The 6,929-nt window shown below is 74.4% G+C and carries 5 protein-coding genes and 1 tRNA gene; 5 read left to right on the top strand and 1 reads right to left on the bottom strand.

Features of this window, described 5'->3' with window-relative positions; translation table 11 throughout:
• The first annotated feature begins 323 nt into the window (after positions 1 to 323).
• Positions 324 to 2,141 carry a DEAD/DEAH box helicase gene (locus tag E1265_RS31190; protein ID WP_132934333.1) on the top strand — a complete coding sequence of 606 codons (1,818 nt, stop codon included), beginning with the start codon at positions 324 to 326 and terminating at the stop codon, positions 2,139 to 2,141.
• 21 nt (positions 2,142 to 2,162) lie between these two features.
• Here the strand turns inward: E1265_RS31190 and E1265_RS31185 are convergent, their stop codons facing one another.
• Positions 2,163 to 3,749, bottom strand: a complete 1,587-nt coding sequence (locus E1265_RS31185) for a hypothetical protein (protein ID WP_132934332.1) — start codon at positions 3,747 to 3,749, stop codon at positions 2,163 to 2,165.
• A gap of 136 nt (positions 3,750 to 3,885) precedes the next feature.
• On the opposite strand from E1265_RS31185, the gene E1265_RS31180 reads away from it, so the two are divergent.
• From E1265_RS31180 to E1265_RS31165, 4 genes are all read left to right on the top strand, one after another.
• Positions 3,886 to 3,958, top strand: a tRNA-Lys gene (locus tag E1265_RS31180).
• A gap of 227 nt (positions 3,959 to 4,185) precedes the next feature.
• A complete protein-coding gene (locus E1265_RS31175; protein ID WP_132934331.1) occupies positions 4,186 to 5,313 on the top strand; it encodes a Gfo/Idh/MocA family oxidoreductase in 1,128 nt (375 codons plus the stop codon).
• A complete protein-coding gene (locus E1265_RS31170; RefSeq protein ID WP_132934330.1) occupies positions 5,310 to 6,245 on the top strand; it encodes a PmoA family protein in 936 nt (311 codons plus the stop codon). The genes E1265_RS31175 and E1265_RS31170 overlap by 4 nt, the downstream gene beginning before the upstream one ends.
• Positions 6,239 to 6,929, top strand: a 691-nt coding sequence (locus E1265_RS31165) for a cupin (protein ID WP_132934329.1), incomplete at its 3' end; no start/stop codon positions are given. The genes E1265_RS31170 and E1265_RS31165, both read left to right, overlap by 7 nt.

Here is a 6,929-nt window from a genome sequence, read left to right as displayed (position 1 = left end):
CCGCCGAGCCGGAGCCCGAGCCCACCACCGAGGAGCCACAGCCCGAGCCGGAGCCCGAGCCCACGCCCGAGCCGTCGACGCCGCAGCCGACGCCCGAGCCGCCCACGCCCGGCGTCGGGGGCGGCGGCTGATCCGTTTGCGCGGCGGGCCGTGGCGTGCGTATGCTTGTAGATCGTTTGATCCCACTTGCCCGGCGCCCCAAGCAGCGCGCCGTGTGGCGCGTTCCTCGTCTAGCCGTGGCTGACCGCATCCAGGCGGTCCAGAGCACCTACGGAGCTAAGGCGCGTGCCGACCACCCGAACTCCGGAAGGTTCTCACCTCGCATGTCCGTGACCACGCCCGAAGCCCTGCTACCGCTGGACGACGAGCCCACGACCACCTTCGCCGACCTCGGCCTGCCGCAGGCGATCGTCCGCAAACTCGCGGAGAACGGCGTCACCACCCCCTTCCCCATCCAGGCCGCCACCATTCCTGACGCGCTGATCGGCCGGGACATCCTCGGCCGGGGCCGCACCGGCTCCGGCAAGACCCTCAGCTTCGGGCTGCCCACGCTGGCCAGGCTCGCCGAGGGCCGCACCCGCGCCAAGCACCCGCGCGCCGTGATCCTCACCCCGACCCGCGAGCTGGCCATGCAGGTCTCCGACGCGCTCGAGCCCTACGGCGACGTGCTCGGCCTGCGGCTCAAGGTCGTCTGCGGCGGCACCTCGATGGCCAACCAGATCTACGCGCTCGAGCGCGGCGTCGACATCCTGGTCGCCACGCCAGGACGGCTCCGCGACGTGATCGCCCGCGGCGCCTGCTCGCTCGACGATGTCGAGATCGCGGTGCTCGACGAGGCCGACCAGATGGCCGACCTGGGCTTCCTGCCCGAGGTCACCGAGCTGCTCGACCAGGTGCCGCCCGGCGGGCAGCGGATGCTGTTCTCCGCCACCCTGGAACACGAGATCGACACCCTGGTCAAGCGGTACCTGGTGGAGCCGGTCAGCCACGAGGTGGACGCGGCGCAGGGCGCGGTAACGACCATGTCGCACCACGTGCTGATCGTGAAGCCGCGCGACAAGGCCCCGCTGACGGCCGCCATCGCGGCGCGCGAGGGCCGCACCATCGTCTTCGTCCGCACCCAGCTCGGCGCCGACCGGGTGGCCGGGCAGCTGCGCGAGGCGGGCGTGCGGGCCGACGCGCTGCACGGCGGCATGACGCAGGGCGCCCGCACCCGCACGCTGGCCGACTTCAAGGACGGCCGCAACAGCGTGCTGGTCGCCACGGACGTCGCGGCCCGCGGCATCCACGTCGACGGCATCGACCTGGTGCTCAACGTCGACCCGGCCGCCGACCACAAGGACTACCTGCACCGCTCAGGACGCACCGCGCGCGCCGGCCGCTCAGGCACCGTCGTCTCGCTGGCCCTGCCGCACCAGCGGCGCACCATCTTCCGGCTGATGGAGGACGCGGGCGTGGACGCCTCGCGCCACATCATCGGGCGGGGCGACCTCTTCGACGAGGACGTGGCCGAGATCATCGGCGCCCGCTCGCTGACCGAGGTGCAGGCCGATGCGGCGATGGGCGCCGTCACGCACGCCGAGCGCGAGGTGGCCAGGCTCGGCCGCGAACTCGACCGGGCCAGGGAGCGGGCGACCGAGCTCCGCGACGAGGCCGAGCGGCTCACCGCGCGCGCCGCGCGCGAGCGCGGCGACGACCCGGCCGAGGCCATCGCGGCGGCGGCCGAGGCGCGGGCCGAGGCCCTGGCCGAGGCGGAGCGCGAGGCCGAGCGTGAGGCCCGCCGCGCGGAGCGGGCGGCGCGTGCCGAGGCGGAGCGGGCCGAGCGGCGCGAGCGCGACGACCGGCGCGGCGGCGGCTTCCGCCGCGACGACCGGGACCGCGACCGGGACCGTGGCGACCGGCGTCCGTACGGCCGCAGGGACGAGCGGGGCGACCGCGGCGGCTTCCACCGCGACGACCGCAGGCCCGGCGGTTTCCACCGGGACGACCGGCGCGGCGGCGGCTTCCGCCGCGACGACCGGGACCGCGACCGGGACCGCGGCGAGCGGGGCTCCTACGGCCGCCGTGACGGCTTTCGCCGCGACGACCGCCCCTCCTACGAGCGCCGCGACGACCGCCCCCGCTGGAAGCGGGACAGCTGACGGGACGGCTGACCGGCCCCGTCAGGGGTTGATCAGCGGTTCGTAGGCGGCGCGCACGTCCGCCTCCGACGAGTCCACGTACTCGTCGGAGGGCGGACCGGGGTCGACGTAGCCGTAGTACTCGTACTCCAGGACTTCGGGGCAGCTGGCGCCACCGATCGAGACGTTGGACACGTCCACGCGCCGGCCGGTGCGCACCTCGTAGACGCGCACCGGGAACCGCTGCTCGTGGAACGTCACGTCCTGGTACCCGAAGGGGCTGAGGCCGCCGCTTTCGTACGCGCAGGTCTCGACCGAGCGGCCTTGCTCGCGATCGCCGACACAGATCACCAGCACCGCCTCGTCGGCGTTGTCGGCCAGCCAGGAGGACGGGAGGTCGTCCGCGTGCCCGCCGTTCCCGAAGAGCAGCGCGCGGTGCGGCCCACCGCCCCGGTAGGGGTCGGCGCCCCGGTACGGCTCGGGGCCGTCGCAGTAGGCGGGCTGCTCGTCCGGGGAGGCCACGCTGACGAGCTCGCGCAGCCGGTCGAGCTCGATCGCCGTCTCGGCCCGCTCGACCCCGGCCTCGGCCTCGGCGGCCAGCTCGTGGTCCGGATACTGGTCGAGCAGCTGTCGGTAGCGCTCGCGCGCCCGACTCCAGTCGTAGTCCGCCATCGCGTCGTCGCCACAGCCGACGATCGCCGCTGGCGCGATGCGCGGCACGACCTCGGCGGCGCGGTCCAGCACGTCGCCGCCGCCCGGCCGGTCGCCGAGCCAGTCGGTGATCTGCCGCGTCTCGCAGGCGTCCTCGGCCGGCAGGCCGTCGAGGAACCCGTCCATGACCGCGCCGACCGCGTCCTCCTGGCCGGGGAACTCCCCAAGGACCGTGGCGAGATGGTCGAAGCCGGTCGCCAGGGCCTCGGTGTCGCCGGTGAGCGCCGTGTCCAGCTCGTCCGCGGCCTCCGCGAGGACGAGTTCGGCCCGCCGGTCGCCCGCTCCCTCCCACCGCGCCCCGGGGTGGGCCTCATACCCCTCCAACGTCTGTTCGGCCAGCAGCCGGTCGCCCCCGGCCAACCGGTCGGCACGCAGCAGCAGTTCGCACGCCTCGACGGCGTCCTCGGCTCGGGCCGCCAGACGGGGGTCGGCCACCCGGTGGCCGGCCCACAGACCGTCCAGGGTCGAAAGGGCCCGCGCGCAGTCGCCCGCGCGGTGGGCCTCGGCTGAGTCCCGCTCGATCCCGGACGCGTCGACCCGCAGGGCGACGAGGGCCGCCAACACCGGGAGCGCTGTTCCGGCGGCGACGAGTCGCTGCCGCCGCACGCCGCCCCGGCGCTCGCCGCGCACCCTCCGCGCCAGGTACCAGCCGTGCGCGGTGCCGAACAGCCACCACGGGACCACCGTGGCGCGAAGCCAACCGGCCTCGGCGCCCGAGGCAAGCATGGTGACGAGGATCGCCGTGACCGCCGCGTTGCCCAGGGCCAGCCGCCACCGCCGCAGCATCAGGTAACCCGCGCCGAGCAGCGAGGCGTTGGCGAGCGCGACGGCGAACGGGTCGCGGGCCGCAGGCCGTTGTGGAACGTCGGCCGCCTCGGGAATCTCCGGGGCCTCCGGAACGTCGGGTGCCGGATCCATCGAACGCCTCCCCCTGACGAACAACCGCGGACATGTCCGATTGTTCGCGCCGGGGCCGGGAGGGGTCCCGAACGGGCGACGGGCCGGCGTCCCTTCTGGGCCCCGCCACCGTCAGGGGGCTTATGCTGCTTCTCACGGGCCGTTAGCTCAATTGGCAGAGCAGCGGACTTTTAATCCGTTGGTTGTGGGTTCGAGTCCCACACGGCCTACCTCCTTCTCTCTCCCCGGCCCGGGTCGGTCGACCCGCCGCCACGCCCCCTACTGAGTACGGCCCGCCCCGGGCACACTGATGCCGCACACCCGCGAGACGGGCCCGCCGCCACGAGGCCGTCGAGGACCAGACAGGCGGAGGCGAAAAGGCTTGTGTTATCGATCACATGGGCCTAGAGTCCCGCGGAGCAAGCGCTTACCGACCGGAGCCGTTCAGGAGCCCCGCATGTCCTCACCGCCGTCCTCCCGCCTCCGTGCCGCCGTCGTGGGCACGGGCGGCATCGTCACCGGCGCCCATCTCCCAGCCCTGACCGCCCACGCCGACCGGGTCGAGCTGGTAGCCGCGGTGGACGTCGACGCGGGCCGGCTCGACGCCTTCCGCGCCGCGGCGGCCGAGGCGGGCGCCAAGGACGTCACCGGCCACCAGGACCTGGACGCGATGCTGGCGGCCGAGCGCCCCGACCTGGTGCTGATAGGCACCCCGCCCACGCTGCACCACGAGCAGACCGTGGCCGCGCTGAAGGCCGGCGCCTGGGTGCTGTGCGAGAAGCCGCTGACCCTCTCGCTGGCCGAGTACGACGCGATCGCCGCCGCCGAGGAGGCCACCGGCAGGTACGCCGCCGCGGTCTTCCAGCACCGCTACGGCTCGGGCGCCGTGCACGCCCGCGAGCTGATCGACAGCGGCGAGCTCGGCCGGCCGCTGGTGGCGCACTGCCAAACCACCTGGTACCGGGACACCGCCTACTACGCCGTGCCCTGGCGCGGTCGGTGGGCCAGCGAGGGCGGCGGCCCGACCATGGGCCACGGCATCCACCAGTACGACCTGCTGCTGCACCTGCTCGGCGAGTGGACCGAGATCCGCGCCATGGCCGGCCGCCTCGTGCACGACGTGGAGAGCGAGGACGTCTCCACCGCCCTGGTCAGGTTCGCGAACGGCGCGCTCGCGACCGTCGTCAACAGCGTGCTCTCCCCTGACGAGGTCAGCCGGATCAGGATCGACTGCGCCGAGGCCACCGTCGAGCTCACCCACCTCTACGGCCACCGCAACGAGGACTGGGTCTACACCCCGCGCCCCGGCCTCGACGACGAGGCGCGCGTCACGCGCTGGCGCACCCCGGCCGCCGACGTCCCCAGCTCGCACGCCACCCAGCTCGGCGCCCTCCTCGACGCTCACGGGCGCGGCGAGCGGCCGGGCGGCAGCGGCCCCGACGCCCGCGCCACCGTCGAGTTCGCCGCCGCGCTCTACAAGTCGGCCTTCACCGGCCAGCCCGTCCACGCCGGCGAGATCACCCCCGACGACCCCTTCTACACGTCCATGCACGGCAACCACCCGGACTGGAGCCCCGCACGATGACGATTCAGGTCACCCACACCCTCGGCGAGCGGATCGTCGTCGGGCACGGCGACGTGGAACTGCTCGCCTACGTCTACCGGCCCGACCCGGACGCCTTCGAGTCCCGCAAGCCCTACGTCCACCCGCTGCGCACCCTGTCCGGCAACCTCGCCTCCGGCTACCGGCCCAACGACCACCGCTGGCACAAGGGCCTGCAGATGACGGCCAGCCACCTGTCGGAGCAGAACTTCTGGGGCGGCAACAGCTACCTCAACCCCGAGGTCGGCTACCAGCGCGTCGAGGAGCGGGTCGGCTCGATGCGGCACGACTCCTTCGCCGCGCTGGAGGCCACCGAGGACCGGTTCACCCTCACCGAGAAGCTCACCTGGGTGAACCACGGCGGCGAGGAGTGGGCGAGCGAGGAGCGCGGCATCACCGTGCACTCGGTCGACCCGGCGGCCGGCGCCTACGCCATCGACTGGTCGATCGACCTGACCAACGTCCGGGGCGAGCCGCTGCACTTCGGCTCCCCGACCACGGCGGGACGCGAGATGGCCGGCTACACCGGGCTCCAGTGGCGCGGTCCGCGCGACTTCACCGGCGGCCAGGTCATCACCCCGAAGGGCCCGGCCACCGACCAGGACACCATGGGCACCCCGGCCGCCCAGGCGCCGTGGCTCGGCTTCTCGGCCACCCACGACGACGTGGACGCCTCGACCACCCTGGTCTTCGCGCACGCCCCCGAGAACCTGGACCCGGCGGGCGCCATCCACGAGTCGCACTGGTTCGTCCGCTCCACGCCCATCCCGACGGTGGCGTTCTCCTGGGCGTTCTTCGAGGAGTTCGAGCTCGCGCCAGGCGCCTCGTTCGCCTACCGCTACCGGACGGTCGTCGCGGACGGCACCTGGGACGCCGACCGCATCGCCGCCCACCTGGCGGGCCTGTCATGGTGAGCCTGCCCCACCCGCTGCCCGGCGCGGTGGGGCTCTCGCACCTCAGCGCCTACGAGTGGGAGGCGGCCGACGGCGTCTGCGGCGGCAGCCCCCACCTGCACCTGGTGTGCACGGAGGCGTACGTGGTCACCGGCGGCGAGGGCGCGGTGCAGACGCTCAGCCCGGACGGCTACCGCGACATCCCGCTGCGGGCGGGCGCGGTGGCCTGGTTCACGCCCGGCACCGTCCACCGGATGGTGCAGGGCGGCGGGCTGCGGATCACCGTGCTGATGCAGAACAGCGGGCTGCCGGAGGCCGGGGACGCCGTCTTCACCTTCCCGGCCGAGGTGCTGGCCGACCCCGAGCGGTACGCGGCGGCCGCGACCCTGCCGGCCGGCACGGGACCCGAGGTCGCCGAGGCCGCCCGCCGGCGGCGCGACCTGGCGGTGGCGGGCTATCTGCCGCTGCGCGAGGCGCTCGCGGCCGGCGACAACGGGCCCTACCTGGAGTTCCAGCGCGCCGCCGCCCGCCTGGTCGCCGCCAAGGTGCCGGCCTGGCGCGAGCTGTGGCGGGCCGGCGCGCTGGCCACCGCGGAGCGCACCGGCGCGCAGTTGGCCGCGCTCGAGTCGGGCGACGCCGGGTACCTGGCCGAGGCCACCGCCTTCGAGGCCGGGCCGAGCCGGGAGGGCGGGTACGGGATGTGTG

This window comes from Streptomyces sp. 8K308 (assembly GCF_004348315.1).
GTDB lineage: Bacteria > Actinomycetota > Actinomycetes > Streptomycetales > Streptomycetaceae > Streptomyces.
This window is presented reverse-complemented; position numbering and strand designations above follow the sequence as displayed.